Origin of the sequence: Bradyrhizobium yuanmingense (assembly GCF_025200905.1) — a bacterium.
Classification (GTDB): domain Bacteria; phylum Pseudomonadota; class Alphaproteobacteria; order Rhizobiales; family Xanthobacteraceae; genus Bradyrhizobium; species Bradyrhizobium yuanmingense.
On the sequence record NZ_CP104173.1, the window covers coordinates 5,231,252 to 5,254,348 of the forward strand.

At 61.2% G+C, this 23,097-nt stretch carries 21 protein-coding genes and 4 pseudogenes; 15 read left to right on the forward strand and 10 right to left on the reverse strand.

Annotation, left to right across the window (positions count from 1 at the left end; genetic code table 11):
- The first annotated feature begins 30 nt into the window (after positions 1–30).
- The 3 genes and pseudogenes from N2605_RS24780 to N2605_RS24790 all read left to right on the forward strand — a co-directional run bounded on the left by N2605_RS24780 (position 31) and on the right by N2605_RS24790 (position 2,545).
- On the forward strand, positions 31–891 hold the full coding sequence (locus N2605_RS24780) for an AraC family transcriptional regulator (RefSeq protein WP_109142911.1): 861 nt from the start codon (positions 31–33) through the stop codon (positions 889–891).
- 426 nt (positions 892–1,317) lie between these two features.
- Positions 1,318–1,401, forward strand: a pseudogene (locus N2605_RS24785) (nitroreductase); the annotation flags it as partial.
- Between the two features lie 40 nt (positions 1,402–1,441).
- Positions 1,442–2,545 (forward strand): L,D-transpeptidase family protein, encoded by a 1,104-nt coding sequence (locus N2605_RS24790; RefSeq protein ID WP_036029291.1) that lies wholly within the window; start codon positions 1,442–1,444, stop codon positions 2,543–2,545.
- Between the two features lie 14 nt (positions 2,546–2,559).
- Here the strand turns inward: N2605_RS24790 and N2605_RS24795 are convergent.
- Both N2605_RS24795 and N2605_RS24800 read right to left on the reverse strand, forming a co-directional pair.
- Positions 2,560–2,752: pseudogene (locus N2605_RS24795) on the reverse strand (type III glutamate--ammonia ligase); the annotation flags it as partial.
- 114 nt (positions 2,753–2,866) lie between these two features.
- Positions 2,867–3,022 (reverse strand): hypothetical protein, encoded by a 156-nt coding sequence (locus tag N2605_RS24800; protein WP_157786037.1) that lies wholly within the window; start codon positions 3,020–3,022, stop codon positions 2,867–2,869.
- Positions 3,023–3,503: 481 nt separating this feature from the next.
- Between N2605_RS24800 and N2605_RS24805 the strand changes: the two genes are divergently transcribed.
- Positions 3,504–4,415, forward strand: a complete 912-nt coding sequence (locus N2605_RS24805; protein WP_425248862.1) for a catalase — start codon at positions 3,504–3,506, stop codon at positions 4,413–4,415.
- Between the two features lie 27 nt (positions 4,416–4,442).
- Here N2605_RS24805 and N2605_RS24810 read toward each other — a convergent pair whose 3' ends face one another.
- The gene (locus N2605_RS24810) at positions 4,443–5,372 is read right to left on the reverse strand and encodes a helix-turn-helix domain-containing protein (protein ID WP_225142617.1); all 930 of its coding nucleotides are present in this window, start codon (positions 5,370–5,372) and stop codon (positions 4,443–4,445) included.
- A 381-nt stretch (positions 5,373–5,753) separates the two neighbouring features.
- Between N2605_RS24810 and N2605_RS24815 the strand changes: the two genes are divergently transcribed.
- The 10 genes and pseudogenes from N2605_RS24815 to N2605_RS24860 all read left to right on the forward strand — a co-directional run bounded on the left by N2605_RS24815 (position 5,754) and on the right by N2605_RS24860 (position 16,945).
- Positions 5,754–6,710, forward strand: coding sequence for a helix-turn-helix transcriptional regulator (locus N2605_RS24815; protein ID WP_057026662.1), 957 nt, complete (start codon positions 5,754–5,756; stop codon positions 6,708–6,710).
- 1,159 nt (positions 6,711–7,869) lie between these two features.
- A complete protein-coding gene (locus N2605_RS24820) occupies positions 7,870–9,087 on the forward strand; it encodes an NAD(P)/FAD-dependent oxidoreductase (RefSeq protein ID WP_225150353.1) in 1,218 nt (405 codons plus the stop codon).
- A gap of 96 nt (positions 9,088–9,183) precedes the next feature.
- Positions 9,184–10,113, forward strand: a complete 930-nt coding sequence (locus N2605_RS24825) for an MBL fold metallo-hydrolase (protein ID WP_260343386.1) — start codon at positions 9,184–9,186, stop codon at positions 10,111–10,113.
- Between the two features lie 126 nt (positions 10,114–10,239).
- Positions 10,240–10,329: pseudogene (locus N2605_RS36485) on the forward strand (carboxymuconolactone decarboxylase family protein); the annotation flags it as partial.
- A gap of 101 nt (positions 10,330–10,430) precedes the next feature.
- The gene (locus N2605_RS24835) at positions 10,431–11,078 is read left to right on the forward strand and encodes an NAD(P)-dependent oxidoreductase (RefSeq protein ID WP_225148545.1); all 648 of its coding nucleotides are present in this window, start codon (positions 10,431–10,433) and stop codon (positions 11,076–11,078) included.
- Between the two features lie 108 nt (positions 11,079–11,186).
- Positions 11,187–12,212, forward strand: a complete 1,026-nt coding sequence (locus tag N2605_RS24840) for an HlyD family secretion protein (protein ID WP_425248807.1) — start codon at positions 11,187–11,189, stop codon at positions 12,210–12,212.
- Positions 12,209–13,786, forward strand: a pseudogene (locus N2605_RS24845) (DHA2 family efflux MFS transporter permease subunit); the annotation flags it as partial. The gene N2605_RS24840 and the pseudogene N2605_RS24845, both read left to right, overlap by 4 nt.
- A 390-nt stretch (positions 13,787–14,176) precedes the next feature.
- Positions 14,177–14,467 carry a TetR/AcrR family transcriptional regulator C-terminal domain-containing protein gene (locus tag N2605_RS24850; RefSeq protein ID WP_240538129.1) on the forward strand — a complete coding sequence of 97 codons (291 nt, stop codon included), beginning with the start codon at positions 14,177–14,179 and terminating at the stop codon, positions 14,465–14,467.
- 2 nt (positions 14,468–14,469) lie between these two features.
- Positions 14,470–15,483, forward strand: coding sequence for a TetR/AcrR family transcriptional regulator C-terminal domain-containing protein (locus N2605_RS24855; protein ID WP_260343389.1), 1,014 nt, complete (start codon positions 14,470–14,472; stop codon positions 15,481–15,483).
- A gap of 691 nt (positions 15,484–16,174) precedes the next feature.
- Positions 16,175–16,945, forward strand: coding sequence for a hypothetical protein (locus N2605_RS24860; RefSeq protein WP_260343390.1), 771 nt, complete (start codon positions 16,175–16,177; stop codon positions 16,943–16,945).
- A 37-nt stretch (positions 16,946–16,982) separates the two neighbouring features.
- Here N2605_RS24860 and N2605_RS24865 read toward each other — a convergent pair whose 3' ends face one another.
- The 3 genes from N2605_RS24865 to N2605_RS24875 all read right to left on the reverse strand — a co-directional run bounded on the left by N2605_RS24865 (position 16,983) and on the right by N2605_RS24875 (position 19,676).
- Complete coding sequence (locus tag N2605_RS24865; protein ID WP_085969012.1) at positions 16,983–17,519, reverse strand: tetratricopeptide repeat protein; 537 nt, start codon at positions 17,517–17,519, stop codon at positions 16,983–16,985.
- Positions 17,520–17,601: 82 nt separating this feature from the next.
- A complete protein-coding gene (locus N2605_RS24870; RefSeq protein ID WP_036008116.1) occupies positions 17,602–18,006 on the reverse strand; it encodes a hypothetical protein in 405 nt (134 codons plus the stop codon).
- A gap of 14 nt (positions 18,007–18,020) precedes the next feature.
- Complete coding sequence (locus tag N2605_RS24875) at positions 18,021–19,676, reverse strand: type II and III secretion system protein family protein (protein ID WP_260343391.1); 1,656 nt, start codon at positions 19,674–19,676, stop codon at positions 18,021–18,023.
- Between the two features lie 99 nt (positions 19,677–19,775).
- Here N2605_RS24875 and N2605_RS24880 point away from each other — a divergent pair, with 99 nt between their 5' ends.
- Positions 19,776–20,165 (forward strand): hypothetical protein, encoded by a 390-nt coding sequence (locus N2605_RS24880; RefSeq protein ID WP_260343392.1) that lies wholly within the window; start codon positions 19,776–19,778, stop codon positions 20,163–20,165.
- Here the strand turns inward: N2605_RS24880 and N2605_RS24885 are convergent.
- Genes N2605_RS24885 through N2605_RS24900 form a run of 4 tightly spaced genes read right to left on the reverse strand, consistent with a single transcriptional unit; the run spans position 20,128 to position 23,053 of the window.
- Positions 20,128–20,544 (reverse strand): TadE family protein, encoded by a 417-nt coding sequence (locus N2605_RS24885; protein ID WP_225150331.1) that lies wholly within the window; start codon positions 20,542–20,544, stop codon positions 20,128–20,130. The genes N2605_RS24880 and N2605_RS24885 overlap by 38 nt on opposite strands.
- A complete protein-coding gene (locus N2605_RS24890) occupies positions 20,544–21,917 on the reverse strand; it encodes a pilus assembly protein TadG-related protein (protein WP_260343393.1) in 1,374 nt (457 codons plus the stop codon). The genes N2605_RS24885 and N2605_RS24890 overlap by 1 nt, the downstream gene beginning before the upstream one ends.
- A gap of 8 nt (positions 21,918–21,925) precedes the next feature.
- The gene (locus N2605_RS24895; protein WP_225114733.1) at positions 21,926–22,420 is read right to left on the reverse strand and encodes a hypothetical protein; all 495 of its coding nucleotides are present in this window, start codon (positions 22,418–22,420) and stop codon (positions 21,926–21,928) included.
- A gap of 30 nt (positions 22,421–22,450) precedes the next feature.
- Positions 22,451–23,053: a methyltransferase family protein gene (locus tag N2605_RS24900; protein ID WP_260343394.1), complete on the reverse strand. Its 603-nt coding sequence runs from the start codon at positions 23,051–23,053 to the stop codon at positions 22,451–22,453.
- Positions 23,054–23,097: the final 44 nt, after the last annotated feature.

Below are 23,097 nucleotides of genomic sequence, written 5' to 3' on the forward strand. Positions count from 1 at the left end.
AAAAGGACTTGGATCGGGAGTTCACGACACGTGAAAGTCGTAGCGCGGCGAGATGTGACTGGCGAATTGCGCACCTGCAGCAAACAGGAGGGCCCCGCAGCGGCCGCCAACTATGCCGGACAACTTCAGACGATCGCGCGGCCGGTCGCCGCGATGACCGCAACTTATCCAAACGAGAGCACCAGCACGCGGCACGCGCATCGGCGCGACCAGTTCATCCTGCAGATCACCGGCGTCACGGCGATGATGACCGAGCGCGGTCATTTCGTGGTTCCACCCGGGCATGGTTTATGGATTCCGGCTGGCGTTGTACATCAGTCGCGCGCCTGGGGTGAAGTCGAGGCCCAGACGATCTATGTCACGCCTGATCGCCGACGAGGAACGTCGGAGACGTGCCGCCTGATTCGTGCATCCTCGCTCGTCGAAGCCCTGATGGACGAGGCGGTGCGGATGCCGCAGACCTACGACCAGGACGGACGCGACGGCAAGCTTCTCGAACTCCTGCTCGCCGAGATCTCACACATGCCGGAGGTGACGCTTCACGTGCAGGTGCCACCGGACCCCCGCCTTGCGGCGATCTGTAAGGCAGTGCTTGGCGACCCCTCCTCGGACCTTACGCTCGACGACTGGGCAGACAAATACAGCCTCAGCCGGCGAACGCTGACGAGGCTGTTCCGCCGCGAGACCGGTCAGAGCTTTTCAATGTGGCGACAACGCGTGCGGCTCCTGGAAGCTTTGGCACGCCTGGGCGCAGGCGAACCCGTCACATGCGTAGCGCTGGACGTGGGCTATGACAGCCCGAGCGCATTCGCCGCCATGTTTAAGCGCGAGCTAGGCGCTGCACCGCGGCATTATCTTCGCTGGACAGATCAAGAAGTCGTGCTGCGCTAGTCGCTAGCGACGACGCCGGTTCGTCGAGATGAAAACCGCGCTGAGACAGCCATCTTGTAGTAATGGTGGTCGCGCCAGCGCGTGCCTTCGCCCGGAGCGGGGACCATCTTGCAGCAGAACCATGATGTGTCATCGCGCGCTGAAGCGTACAGGCGCCGTGATGGATCGCCTGGCGCCTGCCGGAGGTACCGGCGAGGCACGGTGCACCAGCGCGATCACCTCTCGTCGAGTTCAGCCGAGCCTGCCGAACCGGCGAGGCTTGCGGAGAGCACATTGCCTCGAGGTCGTTCACTCCGTAGACGATGTCGTCCGATTGATCCATAGTCTTGCAATCGAACGACTTGTGTTGCGCCTTCGCGTGCTTGCCGGCGCGGCGTCGAACTGCTGAAGCAGCGTCCGGTGGTTCGGCGACATCGGGGGTAGAATGACGAGACTTTTCCGGCGAATGCGATGGTGTCAGAGCGGAAGTCGGTCGAGGAGGCTACGATGTTCGTCGGATTTGAGAAATAGCGGCGCGCGACGGGCTGGAGGTACAGCAGTGATATGCGCCATGGTCCGACACGCAATTGTGCTGGCGGCGGCTTTTGCCGCTGCCTTAGCACCTGCCACATGCTTTGGCGAAAGCAGCAAGCCGTTGCCCGCCAAGGCGACGCAGGAATTGCCGGCCGAGCTGCTCGCGCTGCTCGAACAGAAGAAGATGCCGAAATATTCCCCTATCCTTGTGCGTCTTTTCAAGGACGAGGCAGAGCTCGAAGTCTGGAAGCAGGACACGGCCGGCCGTTTCCAATTGCTGAAGACCTATCCGATCTGCCGGTGGTCGGGCGATCTCGGGCCGAAATTGTACGAGGGCGACCGACAGGCTCCGGAAGGGTTTTATACAGTTACGCCTGAGTTGATGAACCCCAACTCCAATTTCTATCTCTCGATCAACCTCGGCTATCCGAACAGCTTCGACAGGGCAAACAAGCGAAACGGCAGCTTCCTCATGATCCACGGCGACTGCTGGTCGAGCGGTTGCTATGCCATGACGGACGAACAGATCAGCGAGATCTATTCGCTGGCGCGTGACTCATTCCGCGGCGGCCGAACATCGTTCCAGGTCCAAGCCTATCCGTTCCGCCTGACACCGGTGAATCTGGCGCGCCATCGAAACAATCCCAACCTGCCCTTCTGGGAAATGCTCAAGGTCGGCAACGATCATTTCGAGACGACACAGCTCGAACCCAAAGTGGATGTGTGTAACCGCCGCTATGTGTTCGATGCGCAACCTTCCCCGAATTCGCCGCACCCTCTCGTGTTCAATCCGATCGAGAAATGCCCTCCCTTTGTCGTCAATCCGGAAATCGCGCGAAGGGCGCTGGAAAAGCGGCGCGCCGACGAGCGCGCGTACGCGCAATTGCTTGAAGACAACGTGCCAGTTGCCCCGATCTACAGCGGATTCGACGGCGGAATGAACAAGGCTTTTCTCGCACGGTACCCGGGCAGGGTGACGCTTGCGAAAGTGATGCCATATGCATCCTACCTGCCGCAATTGCCACCGATCCCCTGGACCGACAATGATGGTTCGTTGACGAGCAAGTGGTTTGGTACCTGGTCCTCCAGATCGTCTGTGTGTGATACGGCGCGTGCCGGCTTCCCATCGCGCCAGTGCTGAACACCTGTTGCAACTCAACAGTCCAGAGTGTTGTCTCGCTCCCATTGGGTCAGATGGCGTGCGTAGTCGTTCCACTCCTCATGCTTCAGCTTGAGATAGGCGGGTACGAACTCCCCGAGATGATCCCGCAGCACGCTTGAAATGTTCGAGCGCTCGCAAGGCATCGAGCAGATTCATCGGGAGCCGCTTGGCCGAGGTCACGGTGTGCCTGAAGGTCTCGCGGAACCTGCGGAGGCACGACCGATTGGCCGGGCGCATGAATTAGCAGCAATCGCTCTGTAGGTACGGCAATCGCTCTGGCGCAGCAGCAGACCCGATCCGCTAAATCATCGGGCGACATCCAAGCGGATGGAGAGAAACGATGATCTGGAAAAACATTGTCAGTCCTCGTGTGATCGCACCGGCTTCTGCGCGCTGGTCCGCAAAGTCTGTTTTTTTCTCGAAGGCGGCTGTGACCGTGTCCGACATCGCCAGCATTCTTCAGAACCTGTTTTTGGACCTACGCGATAGCTACCGGCCCGAGCTGCACTACATGCGTGGTCCTGGCCCGAAATGGCGGGCCAAGCATCAGCCTCGGCCAAAATTCGCTTCTGAAGGTGTATTGGCGGTGGTGCAGCACCGGACTGGGCAGCCCCAACGCAGTGGTCGAGCTGACGCCCTAGGTGAGAGTGGCCGATCGTCTTTTGAAGGTTCTCTGTCCAGAGAGAGCTCCGCGATTGCTAAGCGTCAGAACGTAAGCGGCTGCTCGTCCGCTCCCCTCAAGGCGGGCTTCGCCAGCTGCAGCGTTCGCGTCAGCTCCGGACCAGAAGCGAACTGAGGTCCTGCGAACGGTACGCATCAGGGATGCTGCCGTCGGCAAGCTTTGTCGCAGAAACGGACAAGGCGGGAAGGATTCGGGAAAGACGCCCAAGTTGTCCTGCCCAAGAACTTTACCAACTCTAGATCACGAGGTCCCGTCCTGCCCAAGTTCCCCCGCGGCCTTGCCGGCTCCGCATCCATAGTCGCCGCCATGAAGACGGTTGCCGGCCTTCCGCCAAAGTCACGTGCGAGCTTTGCCAATGGCCGATGCGTTCGCGGCACCTATACCCCATCGGACCAGGCGAAGGAGATCACGAAATCCTGTAGCTTCACCGAGCCTTCGCGCCTCCTGGCGCGCTTCTCGGTGGCGGAAGGCCCAGACACCAACTACCTGTTATTGCGCGGATTCAGCTTCCGGCTTGGCAGCGATGGCGAGCGCTCGGATATTTTAACCCAGAGTGCCCCGGTTCATTTCGCGAGGACCCCCGACCAGATGCTGGCTTTCCTTCGAGCACGTATTCCAGGACCCGACGGCAAGCCGGATCTGGAAATGGTCGAGACATTTTCAGTTGCCAATCCCGAGACGCTGCATCAGGCGAGCTACATCGCCGCGCATCCGCCTGCCGCAAGCTTTGCCTCAACAACCTATTGGGGCGTGCACGCGTTTCCCGCGACCAATTCAAGAGGCGAGACAAGGTTCATCAAGTTCAAGGTCACGCCAGTCGGCGAACAGGCGGCGAGGCGCAGGGCCGCAGCCAACGCAAAACCCACCGAGCTGCTGCACGACCTCGAATCCCGGATCGCGGCTCGCGATATGAGGTTCAGTGTGATGGCGCTGCTGGACCGTCCGGGCGACCCGGTCATGGACGTGACCGTCCGATGGCCCGATGAGGACGGACGCGAAGCGGTACGGCTGGGAACGATCGTGATCACTGGTGTCGAAGAAAATGATGCCTGCGACGAACCCATGTTCAATCCGGCAACTCTGGCCGATGGAATCGGTCATCCGTTGGACGAAATGTTTGCGGTGCGTCGCGCCGCTTACGCAATCTCGCAGGCAACGCGTCGCTGAGCGAAAAGGCTTCTGCCGGGGCTCCGATCACTTCTTGCTTTCCGGCGCACCCTGCGCCTCGCGGCGCCACGTTCCCGGGCTGACGCCGACCACAGACGAAAACACCCTCGTGAAGTGGCTTTGATTGGCGAACCCGGCCGATATTGCAATTTCCGAGAGCGACAGGTCGCGAACCGTCATCAGTTGCTTGGCCGCCTTCACACGCTGGCGCAGCAGCCACTGGTGCGGCGGCAGGCCGGTGGAGATGCGAAACGCGCGCGAAAAGTGGCTGATCGAAAGATCGAACTCGGCCGCGATTTCCTGCAACGAAAGCTTTCCGCCGAGATCGGACTCCAGCCTTTCGCAGACGCGCTTGACCTGCCACGGCGCAAGGCCGCCGCGATTCGGTTCAGAAGGACGTAGCCCGCCGTAGGCCTGGGCGACGTGTGCGGTGAGCGCGAGCATCATGTGATCGATGAAAAGCTGGTTCGTCTCGTCTGGTCGACGCAGCGCTTGTTGCAATGACGCGCCGATATGACGGACGACCGTGTCGTCATGGCCTACGCCGAGTTCACAGGCAAGCTGACCGACGCGCGGCATGCGGGGCTGCTCAGTGAGAGCGTCGAGCGCCGAGCGCGGCAAATAGAAAAACAGGGAGTGGAACGGCTTGTCGATCACGTAGCGCGGATCGCGCTTGAGGTCGTACAGATAGGTCGCTCCCGCGGGAACATCCGCTTTCATCACGCACTTGCCATTTTCCCAGAGTTCGCAGTCGGGATAATCGTGAAGTTTGAGGCTGACGACGAAAGCATCCTCCGCGGTAAAGGAACCGGAAAGACCCGGCACTGGATTGTCATCCCGGGTTTCGGTGACCGCGAGCTCCACCCCGCGCAGCGAACTCGTTATCAGCGAGGGCGGCGCATCCTTCAGGTGCAAAAACCGCCCGAGCTTCCGGCCGAAGGCGCTCGCCTGGGTCATAGGATAACTCTCTCAGCGAAGTTGGACTGACAAGCGCCCGCACGTGATTTCGTGAACCATTATCTGACGCTAGCGCACGGTCGTCCAGTTTCGTCGTGGCAGTTTCGTGACACAAAGCTCGATGTCTGCTCAAGAACGTCAGCGATTTTGTCCATTCGCTGCCGCTTACGACGGCTCCCGGCGTCGATTGCCTATTTCGACAGCAGTTAACCGCCACCGTCCGCCGCGCTGATTGCGACTTTAATCGCGGCGCGGGCTCCTAGCATCAGCTTACAGCAGGATCAGGCAAAGCACGGGAGTTTTGAGAAAGACGCTGGGCCTGTACCCGCTTAGAACGCGCGCCGAACGCTCAACGATGCTCCTCGAAGCTAGGACAGGTTCATGAGCCAGCCAATCTTGCGCGATCATTCGCACCAACAAAACCAGTCAGACGCTTCCGGCGCGCAGCAGCGTTATTTGCAGGTTGCCGACCGCCGTCCTGCCGATGTTGAGATGGCACGCGTGCTTCACACCAAACCACTCAGCATGGCTTTGGACCCCTCTGGGAGCGCGATCGCTCACTGGAAACATGAGCCATTGCACGACGTCGTCGAGCCTATGAGCCATCACGTCATCATGGCTTACAACGGCTCGATGCAGCGCATGGAGCGTCGGACAGGCAGATCGGTTGCGATCGGAACGTTTCGGCCTGGTGTATTGATAATCATTCCGGAAGGATCAAGCTCACGATGGGATATTCCGAAACCTGTTGATGTCGTTCAGCTCTATCTTCCTCACGCAGTGCTCAAGCGCGTCGCTGACGAAGCCAACACCGCCACACCGATCGACCTCGTGGAGCGAACGGCGCATCACGACCCCATTACGTCCCGATTGATCTTGAGCGCGACGGATGTCCTGGAGAGCAATGAGGCGCTGGATACGCTGTTCAGGCACCAATTAATAGACCTCCTCGCCACGCGTCTTCTGGCTGCGCACACCGGCTCGCCAACGACGATCCAGCCAACAATGGGCGGGCTTTCGCCGAAGGTCCTGCTCCGTGCCACCGACCGCTTGCGCTCGGACAGCGATTCGGACGTCTCGCTCGCGGCGCTGGCTTCGGATGCCGGTCTATCGCGCTTTCATTTCTGCCGTGCCTTCAAGGAAAGCACCGGGCTTTCGCCTCATGCCTGGCTGCGCCAGTACCGGCTCGAGCAGGCCATGAGCATGCTGCGCGATAGCGATGAATCCGTCGTCTCGATCGCGGCGGCCCTCGGCTACTCCTCCCAGACCGCCTTCGCCGCGGCATTCAAGAAACTGACCGGCGAAACGCCAAGCGACTGGAGACGTCACAAGCGTTGACGGCATTCGTTCTACCGTAACAAGCTTTTCCCCACAGCGGGAAATGTCCACGACGCAGTCGCACTTATGGCCGACCACGTCCATGGCTCTCCCCCACGGCATCACTGCGGTTCTAGCGGTGAGTGGGATATCGGCGGTGTTTGGAGCGGCGCGTTCTCGCACGATGACACTCATCGACCGGGCTCAACCTCGCGATGGGTATTCCCGGATTCTTGAAACATGATGCTGTAATCCGCAGACAACAGTCGAGCGCGTTGTCCGGCACGGCATCCCCTGCGATCTCTTGGACCGCGATCCAGCCGGTCATTGACGCGTTGTCGCCGATGGCAATGCCGCCGCACCGGCGAACACTTGCGCGGACATCGATACCGATGTCTCACTCGCGAGGCGGGCCTGTCGAGCTTCCACTTCTGCCGAGCCTTCAAGGAAAGCACCGGGATCTCGCCGTCCGTTCGGCTGCGCCACAGTACCGCTCGATCACCATGAACATGCTGCAAGTCGCCGACGCATGGTTTTTTTTCGCTGGCGGCGGAGCTCGGCTACGCGGTCTCGTACGCCCTCGCCGTGGCGTTCAGCGATTGGCTGGGCGAAAGCCCTAGCGCAACGCCGCATGCGTTAGCAGCAATCGCTCTGCAGGTACAGCAATCGCTCTGGCGCAGTCGCATCTTCGGTCCGCTAGATCATGAGGGTGCCCCACGCCCCAGCAGACGGAGACAACATGCTCAGGAAGAACTTGGTCGACCGGCTTGCAATCACTTCACGCCGAAAAGGCTTCGTGACCGCACTCGTGTACGGACTTTCTTTGGGAGTTCGCTTCACTTCAGCAGCGGGGGAGGAGGTGGAAATTCCAGCGCAGGCCGTGCAACGGACCAGTCCCGTGATTTCCATCATGTCCAAAGTAGGCGCCCAGCTCCCCTACCAGAACTGGGGCCCGAGCCCAGCTTTGCCCGTGACCCTTAACCGTGGCTGGGCATCCCCTTTCGGAGGCTGCCGCGCGGCTTGTGAAAACCCCATGCCGATGTCTTCGGAACCGAACTGCCTACCATAGGTCCGCCGGTCTTCTGTCCGCCTGTTCGCGTCGACGTCGATCGGAGGATGCTTGCCGCCAAAGAGAAGCGGCGGTGCACTACCGAGAAAATCAAACCAAGGAGTAGATCACATGCGACTTGTTATCATAGGAGCCGGCTTCGCTGGCATGTACGCCGCACTTTCCGCAGCCCGCCTGCGCGATATCCAGGGCGTTTCGCCCGAGGAGCTCGAGATCGCGCTGGTCGCGCCAGAGCCAACGCTGGTAGTGCGGCCGCGGCTGTACGAACCGAAGCCCGAGACCCTGACGGCGCCGCTGCTGGAGGTGCTCAAGGCCGTCGATGTTACTTACGTGCAAGGCAGCGCCGAAACCATCGACGCCAAATCCCGCACGGTGGGCATCGTCGCCACCAAGGGTGCGAAGAAGACCCTTTCCTACGACCGGCTGGTGGTGGCGACCGGCAGCCGGCTATTCCGTCCGAACATTCCGGGCCTTAGCGAGCACGGATTTAGCGTCGACTCGCTCGATGATGCAATCGCCCTCGACAAGCATTTGCACGGCCTGGCGAAACGGCCGGCGGCGAACGGGCGTGACACGGTTGTCGTTGCCGGCGGCGGTTTCACCGGCATCGAGGCGGCCACCGAGATGCCCTCGCGTCTGCGCGGAATCCTCGGCAAGGACGCCAAGACGCGCGTCATCATCGTCGACCGCAACAAGGCGATCGCACCTGATATGGGCGAAGGCCCCCGCCCTGTCATCGAGGAGGCCCTGCGCAAGCTCGGCGTGGAGACCCGGCTTGGCGCCGGCATTGCATCGCTGGACGAATCCGGCGTCACGCTTTCCGACGGCGAACACATCGAGGCCGAGACCGTGATCTGGGCGGCAGGTATTCGCGCGGCACCGTTGACCCAGCAGATCCCGGCCGAGCGCGACAATTTCGGCCGCCTACTGGTCGACCGGGATTTGCGCGTGCCATCAGTGCCAGGTGTCTTCGCTACCGGCGATGCCGCCAGGGCCGCAAGCGACGATATCGGCAATTACGCGCTGATGTCGTGTCAGCACGCCACGCGAATGGGCGCTTTTGCCGGCAACAACGCCGCCGCCGAACTGCTGGGCGTTCCGACCAAGCCCTATCACCAGAAGGGCTATGTCACCTGCCTCGACCTCGGCGAAGCCGGTGCGCTGTTCACCGTTGGCTGGGAACGCAAAGTGGCGATGGTCGGCGAGGTCGCCAAGAAGACCAAGCAGGAGATCAATACCGTCTGGATCTATCCGCCGCAGCCCGAGCGTGCCGCCGCGCTGGCCGCTGCCGATCCGGAGCGTGTGACTGACGTGAGTGGCTTCTTCTAGAAGCTTCACGCGAAATGGGCCGCGCTTCTCGCTGGCTGCGCGGCCAGCTCAACCGAGACCAGCCAGTAGCCTTGAACATGAAACAGGAGATCGAACATGGACGTCGACACGAACTTAGCCAACACCTCACACTCCGGCGGACCGGGGCCCAACGAACTGGTTCCGTCGCGCTACGCGGTGCAGGTCGGCGACATTGACGTGCTGGTCGTCAGCGACGGCGTGCTACCGCTCCCAACCGCAATGTTGGCACACAACATCGACCCGGCCGTCCGGGCGACCTGGCTGAAAGACATGTTCCTGCCGCCCGACGCCTACGATTGGGCGCTGAATGTGGTCGTGGTGCGTAGCGGCGACCGGACCATACTCGTCGATGCTGGGCTTGGGCTCGACCCGGACTTGCACTTGCCGCGCGCCGGGCAATTGATCAAGCGACTGGAGGCCGCCGGCATCGATCTTGCGTCCGTGACCGACGTGGTGCTGACCCACATGCACATGGACCACATCGGTGGGCTGCTCGTCGAAGGGGTCAAGGAACAGCTACGTCCGGACCTGCGGATCCACGTGGCAGCCGCCGAGGTCAAGTTCTGGGAGGCGCCCGATTTCTCCCACGTCGCCATGCCGCCGGGTTTCCCGGACGCGCTTCGATCGACCGCCAAGCGGTTCGTGAAAGAGTACCGCAGCCAGCTACGGCCGTTCGAGGAGCAGTACGAGGTGGCACCGGGAGTGATCGTCACTCGCACCGGCGGCCACACCCCCGGGCACAGCGTCGTCCGCGTGGCGTCCGGCGGCGACCGGCTGACGTTCGCCGGCGACCTCGTGTTCGCGGTCGGGTTCGAGCACCCCGACTGGTACAACGGCTTCGAACACGATCCCGAGGAGTCGGCCCGCGTTCGTATCAGTCTGTTGCGGGAACTGGCTGAGACCGGTGGACTGCTGGTGGCCACTCACCTGCCGTTCCCGTCCGTCGGACATGTGGCAGTCGACGGCGACGCCTTTCGTTGGGTCCCGGTCTTCTGGGACTACTGATCGCACAGTTCGATCGAGAGGCGCATCGTAAGCACCTCATTCGATAAGGGCCGCGTTACCGGCGCCGGAGCGCGGCCCGCTCACTCAAAATCCTTTTGGAGCTCGACCTCGATGAAACACGAGACCGTGCGCGCCTCGCAGGTCAACGGCTGCGCCTTCTGCGTGTACATGCATGTCAAGGAAGCCACCCTCCACGGCGAGTGCGCGCTCCCGTTGATGACCCCGGCGCAACCTGGGTGTCCGCGCAAAGATGCTGCTGGCTTCACGGACCCTCCGCACGGCGATCGCGCCTCGCAGCCGCGCGATGGGAGAGTGTGATGAACGTCGTTGTCTTTGGTTCAACGGGGTCGACAGGACGGCTCGTCGTTGAGTCCGCCTTGTCCGCGGGTCACGTCGTCACTGCCTTTGTCCGTGACCCGAAGCGCATGCCCTTGACGCATCCGAATCTCAGGATCGTCGAGGGCGATGCAATGGATGCAGCCTCGGTGGCCTCTGCGGTCCAAGGTGCGGATGCGGTGATCTGCACGTTGGGGATGGTACCTCAGGCGAAGGAGGATCTGGGTCGACGCCAGCCCGGTGTCCCGGTTTGCTCGGTGGGAACCAAGAACATTCTGGCCGCCATGCCTCCAGGCCAGAGTCGACTCATCGTTGAGAGCTCGGTGAGTGTCGGTGAGAGCTACCACACCGGGAGTTTTGGCGCAGGCTTCATGGTCAAGCTCGCACTCAAGGAGGTGATGGCAGACAAGGAGGCGCAGGAGGCAGCTGTCCGGGAGAGTGACTGCGATTGGACGATCGTTCGACCGGCGACGCTGACATTCAAGCGTGCTCGCGGAAACCTGAAGGCCGGGACCGATCTGCGCTGGAACATCACCTCAACAGCCACCCGCGCGGACGTGGCCGAGTATTTGGTCAAGATCCTCGATGACCCCGCGACATACAAGAAGGCCATAACGGTGCGCAACTAGGTTTGGCGACGAATTGCGGGGAAACCGCGATCTCCGCCGATGGCGGCCGGACCGTGAGTGAATTGGCAGAGCTGTCAGCGACAACAACCGTTGCAGGAGGGTATTGTGGTGCATGTTAACAAGAAGGCGGTCGGCTTGGTGCTGTGCCTCGGCGCTGTCGTGCTTGTGGCTGGTGGCTGGGCGTATGCCCATTCGAACGAGACATTCACCGATAACGCCTATATTCGCGGCGAAATGACCTCGCTCGCGCCGAAGGCTGCAGGCTACGTCACGGCCGTGGAGGTTCAGGATAACCAGACCGTTCGTGCAGGCGACGTCCTGTTCCGGATCGACGATCGCGACTACCGCGCACGCCTGGCGCAAGCCGAGGCCAATGTCGAAGCCGCCCAAGCCCGCCTCACCAATGTCGATGCGGAGATCCAACTCCAGCATGCCCTGATACGGCAGGCCGAAGCTCAAAGACTTGCGAGCGTGGCCGAGATGAATCTGGCGCGCAAGGCCTCCGATCGCCGCCGCGAACTGATCCGCACCAACGCGATCAGCCAGGCGCAGGTCGATGAAAGCGATGCGGCGCTATCGAGAACCGAGGCGGGGGTGTCGGCGGCGGCGGCAACGGTGGAGGCCCAGCGGGCACGCGTCGCCGTCCTTGCCAGCCAGCGCGAAGCTGCACTTGCTGCAGTGGCGCAAGCGCACGCCGCACGCGATCTCGCCCAGATCGATCTCGACCACACCGTGGTGCATGCGCCGGTCGACGGCGTCGTCGGCAACCGCCAGGTTCGCGTCGGCCGGCTTGTCACGCCGGGCACCTCCTTGCTCGATATCGTTCCGGTCAAGGACGTGTGGGTGGTGGCGAACTTCAAGGAAAGCCAGATCGAACATATCCGGCCCGGTCAGCGCGCCCGCATCAAGGTGGACGGCTATCCGAACCAGACGATTGAAGGTGTGGTGGACAGCTTTGCGCCCGGCAGCGGTTCTGCGTTCACCCTGCTCCCCGCTGACAATGCGACGGGGAACTTCATTCGTGTCGTTCAACGGGTGCCTGTGAAAATCCGCTTCGACAGAAATCCATTGCCCGGCCGCGTCGTGCCTGGCCTGTCGGCGCGTGTCCAAATAGATCGAGGAAGCGGCACATGACCGCGATCGCCGACGCCACGCCAGGCTACGACAGGCGCGCGGCAGGAAGCATTCTTGTCGCAGGCATCGTGCTCGCCACTCTGACGGAGGCGATCGCAAGCACCGTCCTGTCGCTCGGACGCAACGACATCATTGGCGACACCCATGCGACTCCCGACGAGTTCGCCTGGCTGGACATCGGATACACCGCAACAAAGCTAGTCGGGTTCATGGCCGCCTCCTGGCTCATGACACGCACCAGTCCGCGCCGCCTGATCATCGGTTCGACGCTGGTCATGGGCACGGCCTGCGGCATCGCCGCCATCACGTATCGGTTAGATCTGCTGGTCGCACTCCGCATCATACAGGGCTTCTCCGGCGGCACCTTGCTTGTCGCGGGACAGTCGATCATTTTTCTCGCCTATCCGCGATCCTACCAGCCGATCCTTCAGGCTCTGTTTGCGATGGGGTCCGTGGTGGCTCCTGCGACCATCGCTCCGGCGCTCCAGGGATGGTTGATCGACAGCCAGTCGTGGGCATGGATCTTCTTCGGCGTTGTTCCGGTAGCCCTCGCCGCTATCGGACTTCTGCTGATCGCAGACGGCCCCAGGCCCGTTGCGGCTGCGCGCCTTCCGTTCGACTGGGTCGGCTTCTTGCTGATCTCAGTCACATTCTTCTGCTTCACCTATGTTCTCAACCAAGGCAGCCGATGGCGCTGGTTCGAAGAGCCTCGCATCGCGTGGCTGACCGTGATCGGCGCAGCCGCCTTGCTGGCATTTCTCGGCCAACAAGCGATGGCCAAAAGCCAAGGCCTGTTCGATTTCACCCTGTTCCGGTCGAGCGATTTCTCCTTCGCCTTCATCGTCAGTTTCGTCGCCGGTGCCGCCTTGTTCGGCAGCGCGTATCTGATCCCGTCGTTTGCCGTGTCCGTACTCGCGTTCACGCCAAGTGAGGCCGGCCAGCTCCTATTGCCGAGCGGCGCGCTTTTCGTCGGCGCGCTCCTCATTGCTGCCTTTCTCATGCAGGTCAGGGGCGCTCCCCCTATCGCCACGGTGCCGTTCGGAATCCTGATGATCATGGCCGCGATGTGGATGCTGTCCGGCTCGACCAGCGAAAGTGGCGCCGACGACATGATGGCCGCCATCCTGCTTCGCGGCTTTGGACTTGGCTTCCTCTTCCTGTCGATCACCCTTATCGCTTTCAGCGACCTCAACAACCGCAATCGAGCGTCCGGCATCGGTCTTTTCAACGCCGGGCGCCAGCTCGGAGGCCTCATGGGGGTAGCCGGGCTCCAGACCATGATCGACCACAATGTCACCACCAATGCCACGGTGCTTGGCGCGAGTGTCACCGCAGGCCTTCCCGCGGTCAGCGAGCGGCTGGGAACGACGAGTGCCATGCTCGCAGCACGAGGAATGGACAGCGTGGCCGCCGGCCGGACTGCGATGGGTCTGTTGGGTCGAGCCCTCACCGGTCAATCCACGGTGATCGCTTTCGACACCGCGTTCGCTGCCATCGCTCTTCTTTTCGTCATCGCTGCGCCGGTTCTGGTCACCATCAAGATCGCGTTTGCCCTGCACGCGAAGAAGCGCGCGGCGCAGTTAGCCCGAACCGAGGAGCCGTACATGACATACCCCGCGTCGAAACCCTCCCGCCAAGCCAATGCCGTGTCGAGGCCAGACCCTCGCGCCGAGATCGTGCTGGCGGTCAGCGAGGCTCTCGCCAATCCGAGCGGCGCGCCCGCTGACCTCGACAATATCTTGGATCGAAGCGGATACTCGACGGAAGACATTCTATCGGCATTCGAGAGCGTCGACGATCTCATTGTCGCGATCGCCGAACACAAAGCCTCCCTCATATCGCAGCCGTTGGTGAGGAGAGCGCACCCCGGCACCGTAGATGATGCACGCGAAACACTCATCGCGTTCGGCCGCGTTGCCTGGGAGGAGTACTCGACCACCCTGGTCGGGTTCGTTCGGATGATGATGAACGAGGGTGCACGCAATCCTGCGCTGAAGAAGCGGGTGCACGAGGCGGGACAAGCGATTGTCACACTCAAGCTACGGGAGTTTCTGTCCGCAGCAAATGAGCGGGGGATCCTGTCGATATCGGACGCTCAGCTATACGCCGAGCAATTGCTGGGACTACTGAGAGAACCGCTCTACCAGGCGCTGATGCTGACTCCGGCAATCAGCCTCGAAGCCCCAGCCGCCGACCGCGTCAGAGCCAGTATCGAAAGCTTCATTCATGGATGTGGGAGCACGAGGAGCATTTAGCGATGAGCGCAGCCAATGATATTGGCCGGTCAAGATGGTCTGGCCCGAGCGAGAGCCCTTCAAGACTGAAGGTTGTCGGCGACGTCCCGGCGGACCTGGCGAACAGCATCGACGATAATGGGTCCCTGGTGACAGTCGACCCCGCCGACTGGATCGTCTGTTTCGTGCCCGGCCTTCGACGGCAATGGTGGCATCGCTTCGTCCATCACAGGCATAAGCATGTCTTTGCCATGCGGCCCACGAGCACGGGGAGTTGGCTGCTCGTTGAGCCGTGGTGGACGCGCATGATGGTGACGATCCTGCCACCGGCCGATGCCGTCAGATTTCTTCGGTGGGGTGCGACGGGTGATATCCTGCGGGTCCGCGAAGCGGTCCCGGGCAAGGCGAGCCAGCTTCGCGGTTGGTCGAACTGCGCGGTTCTCTCGGCGTTCTTGCTCGGCCGACCGAGCTGGACATGGACACCGCACGGTCTCTACCGGCAGCTACTGCGCGAAAGGTCAACGCGGCGCGAGAACGTGCAGCAACTTCTCGTCGACCAGTTCACCAAAGTCGTCCGCCATTACTCGTCCAACGCGCTGAGCGTCAGTGCCGACCAGCTTTCCTTGCCACTCAGGGAACTACTCATCATCATTGGGCGCAATCTCCTCGAAACGATGATGACGCCGTCGTTGCTGGAGGTCTGTTATACAGCCATACTTGAAGCGGACCGCTACCCCGATGCGACACGGGCCTACGCGCAACACGGACCTACGCCGGCCATCGCGGTCCTTACGAAAATTCTGGCAAAAGCGAAGCAGGCCGGAGAAATCGATCTAGCACATTGCGAAGCCGGCGCCCGTCAGTTTCTTGGGATGCTCCATGGAAACGTCCATCTGGAGGCCGTGCTTCAGCTCGGCGACGTACCAACGCTTTCCGACATCGATTTGCGCGCTCGCACCGCGGTGAAAGTCTTTCTCGACGGCGCCGAGCCTGACGAGAGGACAGGAATCGTTGCGCGAGCGGCATTGACGGCATGACTGGTGCCACTCGCAGCGACAATCCTGCTGTGAGGTGGGGTTGCCATGGCCAGGATGCGCCGGTCTCTCTACATACTCGCAGCGCGGCGCAGCTGCCCCCATGCGTCGCCGACGACAAGAAACGAAGTGGGAAGATGCCGGCTATGTCGGCCGGCTCTAATCCAGACAGAACGTTGAAAGCGGTTCTGTCGGGCGGCCTTCGAGTCGGCTTCGCCTCCGCCTCGGCGGGTAAAGTAGATCACAATGCCGAGAGTGGCCCCGCCGATTGGTCGCCAAAATCACCGTTTGAAAAACCGTTTCAGTTCGGTCGTCTCAAACGGTTCGCGAGGGCAAGTCCTTGAAGAACTTGGTGGGCGCACCGGGGCTCGAACCTGGGACCCGCTGATTAAGAGTCAGCCTTGGGTTGAGAACGATCAATGACTTGCTGGTCGCACGACCGGGCTTATCCGACTGAAAGTGGGCGTTCGTCGCACGATCAAAGTGCTGCATTTCACCGGCTAACATCCGCGCGGTCGGAGCATCCGCGGGGTAGACCCTGGTTGGCGCCGTGTCTCTTGCAAGCTACCGTTGGAGCGGCTCACGCGGCGGATTGGAGCCTTTTCCGTTCCGATTGATCGAATCCTCGGGTACCCTCATTCCGCCGCGTCAGCGGAACTGGCGAAGTTGATAGATGGCTGCATGGAGAGCGGAGATGGGCCGGCTCGATAAGCAGATGGATCCGTTCCACCCTGCCGCGCATCTGACGACGGCGGATCGCGTCGCCGACAATCTTGGGCTTGAGCAAGTCGACACGTCGTCGTCCGTTGAACCGGCCCGAGAGAAAGCCGCCTCGTCACCCGCGCATTTTGGGTCGGGCCGGGCGGGGACCGGTGTAACGGGCTCTACCAATTGGATCGACCGAGCACGTCGCATCTGGCGGCGCCATCTCCAGCGCGATCAACTCCCCCGAACGACCGGGGGGTCGACGGGAAACTTCGAGCGCTGGTTGATCGCACTGCTGAGCGTCGGCTTCGTCGTGAGTTGCGTTTGCGCGATCATTGTCTTCATGCAGGTCAACGCGCGCAAATTGGAGATCGCAACACTGCAACGTGATATCATCGCACTCAAGCTACGCGTAGCCAGGCTCGATCAGATCGCAAGCACGAACGAGATGCGCGAAAAGGCAAGCCGTGGAATACCCAAACCGCCGTCGGAGATCCAAGGCGACCAGGCTCCGCTCATCCTGTCACGTGAAGAGATTCAGCTTGTCCGAGACTATATCAAGCCTGCACCAGTTGCTGGCCCCGCGACTGAGACGACAAAGGTCGGCGATCCCGTCGTGGGAGAAACCGTTCCCTTTTCCTCTCCGATCACGGACAAGGTGCGGAAGCTGCTCGGCGCGAGATTTACCGTTCGCAATGGCGTTGTTGTCATCGTCCGCAGCGGCAGCCGTCACGCTGATGCTGTAATTGGGCCCAATTGACGAGAACTGGCCGCGATCGCAGTAGTCGATCGCCCTCTTAAGGCTGGTTGTTCGGTGGTCTTTCAATGAACCGCCGGCTGCCATTGAGAAGCTCGAGGTTATTGGCGATAACCGGGTTGCCTGGATCGAGCGAATAGGCCTTCTCGAACTTTCGGCGCGCCGCACTCAGATTGCCGCGCAGCATGTACGAATATCCCTGGTCGTTCAGGACCTGCACGGTTTCGCCGCCCAGCCGGATCGCTTGGGCATAGGCCTGATCGGCGAGATCAAAGCGACGTATCCGATCATAGCTCGCCGCGAGTCCAACCCAGGCCGTCACGTCCTTCGGCGATTTCTCGACCGCATCCCTGAAATAGCGATTGGCTAACCCGTAGCTGCCGCGGTTGAAATGCTCCAAGCCCAGCCGTACCGGCTCGTCCGAGGGATAATATTTGACGTCCGTCGGCTCCTGCACGGGGTCCCCCCCAGGCGGCTCGACGGGAGCGACGACGGCAGCCTGCCTCAGCGTATGATCACACCCCGCAAGGCCGATCCCCAACCAGCAACAGGTCAGCATGAAGATGATACGTCGCATAACCCCTTGGTCCCCCGCACGTCGCAGCAACTTCACTGCGCCGTTCGCAAACAACATCGCCAAAACCACGCACTAAAAATCGTTACCTGCCGCCTACGCCTACTCCACCAACCGGCACTGATACTCCAGCAGTCGATCCAGCCCCCAATCCTTCTATGTTGACGTTCTGGGTTGGGGCAGTCCGCACGCCCATTTGTTTCGTCGCATCGCCAATGTCGGGAAGCTGATCCACTGGCTGTTTCGTGTTGCCATAGCGAGTCACGGCGGCGCCCACGCGCCGCGCGTCGTACGTGATCCTGCGATCACCGACGTTTCGCGGCCATGGATGGATTGTGTGGGTGACCGCGTTGACCTCCTTGGCATTGCCGGCACTCATCGTGATGGTGTCTGAACGCTGGAAATAGCGGTCCACCTCGTCATGACCGGCCACCCCGTAACATCCCCCGAGCAGCAGCGGTGCGAACAGAGCCAGATACCTGATGGTCATCTCCCGCTTCCTTCTCAGTTGAGCGTTTTTACGACGGGCTGGTTCGCAACAGCCGGTGCCGGAATGGTCGCAGTGAGCTCGGGAGCGATGATGTGACCATAAGGTCCTTTAACGTCGCCGCCGGAGTTGACGTAGTCATTGTAACGCTTGCGGACTTCCATCTGGCCATTGAGGAAGAAATCGACGTCGTTGGCCGGAAGGCGAGAGTCGAGCGGCGACGCCAATTGCTGACCGGGTGCGGCCGGTGCGACCAGGCGCGGCGTCACGATGATGACGAGATCGGTTTCCTCCTGCTGGTACGACTTGCTGCTGAACAAGGCTCCAAGCACGGGCACCGAACCGATCCAGGGCAATTGCGAAACGTCCTGACGGTTGCGGGTTTGCAGCAAGCCGGCGATCGCAAAGCTCTGGCCGTCCCGCAGCTCCACCGTGGTCCGTGCATCGCGGCGGGTCAACGCCGGAACTGTCGTCCCCTGAATCGTCACTGCATTGGCGAAATCAAGCTCGCTGACCGACGGCTCCACCCGAAGGTTGATGACCCCCCGCGAGAGCACGGTGGGGACAAAGGCCAGTTCGACACCGAACTTCTTGTAGTCGATGGTGATGGTCGGAAAGCCGGCTGCGGTCGTGTTCGGAATCGGCACTGGAAACTCACCACCGGCCAGGAAGCGCGCTGCATCTCCGGAAAGCGTGGTCAAGTTCGGCTCGGCCAACCTGCGAGCCAATCCTTTGGTTTCCAGCGCAGAGATCAACAAGTCCACCGAACCGCCATTGCTGGTTCGGACGATGCTGGTCAACAAGCTTCCGAACGGGATCGGAGCTATGCCGCCCGCTGTGCCAAGAAGCGTACCAGCTGTTCCGAGTAACGGCAGGCTGCCGGTTGGGGGGGCACCGACAGCGCCGCCGCCAACGCCCAGGGGGCTATTGGCGGTGTTGATACCACCAATCGGTCGCCGGCCCGCCGTAGTGCTCAAATTGCCACGTCCCGTATTCGCGACGTTGGTCCCGTTGGCATTCGCTGCGTACAGGTTCACACCGAGGTCGCGGCCGGCATCCCGGGTGACCTCGAGAAAACGCACCTCCAGCATCACCTGCTGCGGCGCCGCGACACTCATCGCGTTGACGACAGTGCCCCCCTTCGCGACTGTGCTGGTGGCGATCGCCATGGCCCGCTCGGCCGTAACCGCATCGGCGGCCGTTCCGCTGAGCACCACCTGGCCCTCGGAAGCCGAGACGCGGATCCCGTGCCCGCCAGTGCTGCTGCGGATATTCTGCTGGAGATTGCCGGTATCGATCACGACCTCGACGTCGAGGATGCCGATCTGCTTCATCGAGGAGTCGAGCAGGATGACGTTGGTGGTGCCGGTCTGCTTGCCCTGGACGTAGATCAGGTGATCGCTGAGCGACTTCACGTCCACAATGTCGGGCGAGCCGGCCACGATAGTTGCGAAAGCCGTATCGACCTTGAAGGTGCGTGACTTGTTGACCACCACCTTGACCCGCTGGACGTCGTTCATTTCGCTGACGAAGACGCCGCCGCCGGAGGAGCCCCGCCGGTCTGCCGCCATCGCGGGGTCAGCGGACGCAAAGGAGGCGAGCGCCGCGCCAAGACCCATCACGCTGAAGGCGAGAAGCCTCCTTATCTTACCCGAAATGCGACCGCCACCCATTCGAGTCCCCCCAACTGCGATCCGCGGCTCCCCCGCAAATCTACGTGCTCGATATCCCCAATAGTTCCCCTCTGCGCACCACCCCGCAGAGCTTACAAGATGTCCGACTACAATTCGTTACTTCGCGTTTCCAAGATCATCGTCCTTGATGCTGCCTGCGTGCAAGAAGAGACGCTTACCGCACAGCCTCAAGTGGCAAAGAAAACTTTCCAATGTTGCGGGCGCGCATCATTTCTCTCTGCAGCTCCGTTCAGAACTGCTGCAGCACGACCACGTTTGCGCGATTCCGTCGTGGCTCACGATCGAACGGCGTCGGCTCGTCGTCTCCAAACGGCACTTGGCCAGGCTCAGATTGCTTTGGCGCAGTTCGATTCCGAGGGGTTTGTCCAGCTCGAGCGCCGACCCGAGGCGATGTCGGCCAAGATGGGTAAGGCACGTTGCCATATTTTGCCTAAAAGGGAATTTGCGTTGACGCGCTCGGTGCATTGAGCGTCGTACCCCATATCGGCATCAGCATGGTGAAGCCGGCTTGAGAAGCGGTCACTGTCAAATTGGTGCCGCTGGATGCCACGCTCAGCGTCGGCGTGAGACCGCCGCGATACAGGAACGGCGCGGCAGTCTGCTTTGCGGTTGTGGACATGGGATCGCCCGCGCAGCTTGACGGCGACTGAGGCGGGCTTTGAAGCAAGGCAGGCGTGTAGCAGTTGATCATGACCGCTCGGGCCCCCGCGCTCGCGAGCGTCCGCAAGGACTGCATCGTGATCGCATAGCGTCCGAGATCGAAGATGGCGAAGATCAACATGAAAAGGGACACAAAGGCGAGGATGAACTCGAACGATGCGATGCCCCGCTGATCGAGCTTTCTCATCACTGCACCAAGCGGACAACTTGGGTGTAAGGGACGGTGACCGGATTACATCCATCCGTGCTCAGGAAGCCGCCACCGCCCATGGTGAGAGTTTTGGCGATCACTTGTGAACAGGTCGTATTGGTACTTTGCGTCGCTCCGTTCCAGGTCACGTCGACGTGCGGGAAATACATCGCACCACCCAGCTTAACCGAACCACCGTTGATGGTGACCTGATTACTGCTCTTGCTCGGTGCTTGATCATCAATCAGAACGCCGTTCAGATCAGAAGAGAAAGTGTTGGTGTAAGGCGCGGACAGATTAACTACAGCGCCGCCAGAGATGGAAATGCTGGAATCCCCGAGTAATACAAGAGTGACGCCTAAACCTGTGCCAGCCGGTGGCCAGGGTGTGCAGGCACTGCAAGTGATGGTTCCGCCATTGAATCTTATCGTGCCATTGTAGAAAAAGTACGTGCCCGGACTAAAATCTACCGCGTTCCCGGTCGTGCACGTTAGGTTGCGGTACAGGTTAGTGCTGCTCGGCGGGGTATTAGGCGTCAACGTACCACTGCATGCCAAATCGTTTGGCTTCCCGCTCGAGGTCAAGCTATTGAACGATTGGCTGTCCAATTTGCTAAGTGGATTGTTGGCATACGGCATGAAATAGTTGTACGTGACGCCGGGATTGGCGCAGGTGCTGGCTGGACTACAGCCGGTTACACCCAAGACGGCCCATCCCGAACCGGTGAAAGAGGCAGTGCTGGCAAACTGAACACTGGCATCCGACATTATCGGGCAACCCGTGCCGTTGTTGCTGACGTTACCGGCAATCTTAAGCGCCCCTCCGCCGCCGTTCGGATCAGGTCCGAGCGCCAAGGCGCACACCTTGCTCGGCAGTTCGACCAGAGCGATGGCTTGGGCGGGGATGTTGACGGTCGTCAAACCCAGCACTGCCGACAAGTAGGCCGGCTGTTGCTGACTGACGAGGGCGCGAACGGCGTTACCGCCGCCTCCTGCGGGCGGCGTTGTGAACGCACCCGCACTATAGCTGCCGACGTCGATCTGCACCGCCCGCGAGATTCCCGTTGGAAGGCTTGGCGCACAGTTGGTGCCCGGATAGGCCGTATCGCCGGTGTTGCAGAACCCGTTCTGTGCCGCGAATTCCTTTGCTTGATAATCCACTGATGTATCGCAGAGCACACCAGCATTGTCGCATGCAAGTCGCAGGGCGCCCGAGTAGGCCGCTGCATCGGCGGCATTCTGCGCGTGCTGCCTGGTGACGTACCACGATCCCGCCTCGGCCCCGAGTGCGACCACGCCGATGAGCGGAATCAGCACGATGACTGTTGCGAATGCGGCCGAGCCTCGTCTGGAACGGAGCAGACTGCGCATGAGAACACCTACTGGAAACGTTCGGAGTAAGGCAGCGTGTACGTGCAACTGCTGGGGCACAGCACCGACGTCAACACAATCGGGGCCAAAGTGACGGTCGTCGAAAACGTAAAGTACTTGGGAGTCAAACCAAGGTTGCCGGAGTTGCAGGCTGTGCTTCCGCACATGACCTGGATGTTGCCGATGGTATGCCCGGCGACCGTTGTCTGCAGCGTCGACACCCAGGTCCCCGGGTTCGCCGGGTCGGGCGGACTCTTGTATTGAATGTATTGTCCGAATGAGCGCAAGGCCGACCACGCAGAGATAAACCGGAAGCCCGCGGCAGCGACGTCGGCAAGCGGCATCAGCAGGAACGACACCATGAAAATGTAAACGATGACTGTCTCAAACGCGACGGCGCCGCGCTGATCGGCGACGAAGGACCCTTTACGATACGCGCGCCTGCCTCCACGGGGACTTGCCACGTGCGATCGCGTCACCCGAGCCGCAGCGATCTGAACCATGTCCACCACAATCCGGCCACGCATAGCCGCTCACCAAACGTAAGGAATCACTCGCCAACGTGATGCTTCGTAACTCGAATACTCGAGGCAATTGCGCCGAAGCAGGTCTTCTTCGTAAAGGATTCGGCAGACCTGAATGCCTATATGCAGAACCAGGACCATCACCGTGACCGGTGTCAGGTATTGCAGCACGACGCCCAGCACCACGATTTCTTCGGCGACATAGAGCGGGTGCTTGATCCATCGATAGGGTCCGGTCTGGACCACCGAGCGCGCCTGCGGCACCAGGCTGAACGACCGCCCCAGATGTCGGATGGTGACGAGCATCATGATCGTGCCGACCAGCACGCAAGCCGTCGATGCCAGGTTGGGCAGCGTGTCGTCGGTTTTGCCGAGGAAGCTGATCGACCACGGCAGATAGCTGCCGACGAAGGCAGCTATTCTTGGAAGCAGGCCGTCGGCATGCGCCTTTGCCGGTGAGCGCGTCATGATCAACAGTGCCAGGAGCATGTAGAAGATGCCGAGGCAAAAGCTCGACAAGAGCGAGGGCCACGGATCGTGCAGCGACGCCCCAATCCTGACGGCGACGCAAAGAGCCAGCAACAAGAACCACAAGCTGCCAAGCAGCCGCATGATCCGGTCGTAAGATCCGCTCTTGGAGAGGGCAATTGTGCTCA